This window comes from Bradyrhizobium sp. (assembly GCF_016462955.1).
Classification (GTDB): Bacteria; Pseudomonadota; Alphaproteobacteria; order Rhizobiales; family Xanthobacteraceae; genus Bradyrhizobium.
Genome location: NZ_JAEMSD010000551.1, coordinates 3382 through 4199 on the forward strand (window position 1 = coordinate 3382; position 818 = coordinate 4199).

The 818-nt window shown below is 68.7% G+C and carries 1 protein-coding gene and 1 pseudogene; both read left to right on the forward strand.

The annotated features are described in order from the left end of the window. The coding region (locus JHD07_RS34125) for a cobaltochelatase subunit CobN (RefSeq protein WP_291630166.1) at positions 1-338 on the forward strand (338 nt) is incomplete at its 5' end. Next, positions 335-818 (forward strand): annotated as a pseudogene (locus tag JHD07_RS34130) (precorrin-3B synthase); the annotation flags it as partial. The gene JHD07_RS34125 and the pseudogene JHD07_RS34130, both read left to right, overlap by 4 nt.

Below are 818 nucleotides of genomic sequence, written 5' to 3' on the forward strand. Positions count from 1 at the left end.
CGCTAACGGAGGAGATTTCGCGCGTCGTTCGCGCGCGCGCGGCCAATCCGGCCTGGATTGCCGGCATGATGCGTCATGGCTTTCGCGGCGCCGCCGAGATCACCGCGACGCTGGAGCATATGGCGGCTTTCGCCCATCTCGCGAGTGCCGTGCCGCCGCATCTGTTCGATCTCTATTTCGATGCCACGCTCGGTAATGACGACGTCCGCGCCTTCATGGACCGCGAAAATCCGTCCGCGCTCGCCGCGATGGAGAGCTGCTTTGCGCGCCTGCATGACGCGGCGCTGTGGCAGACGCGCCGCAACTCGATCGCCGCAGCACTGCGGGAGGCCTCATGAGTGCGGCCTCGGTCAAGGGCTGGTGTCCCGGCGCGCTGCGCCCGATGCTGTCGGGCGACGGGCTCGTGGTGCGCGTGCGTCCGTTCGGGGGACGGCTCGAAGCTGCGCAAACCGCCGGGCTGGCCGAACTCGCCGGACGGCATGGCAATGGCATGATCGATGTGACCAGCCGCGCCAATCTCCAGATTCGGGGAGTCAGCGAGCAGAGCCATCGGCCGCTGCTCGACGGCCTTGCGCAATTGGCGCTGCTCGACCCCGACGCCGAGATCGAAGCCCGGCGGAACATCCTTGTGACGCCGTTCTGGAGCAGCGGCGACGAAACGCAGGCGCTCGCGGCCGAGCTGGAGGAGGCGCTTGCCGAGTCCGGCCTCGCGCTTCCCACCAAGTTCGGCTTCGCCATCGACGACGGGCGATCGCGCGTGCTGGCCGGCGATTCCGCCGACATCCGCATCGAGCGTGATCGCGCCGGCCGTCTGCTGG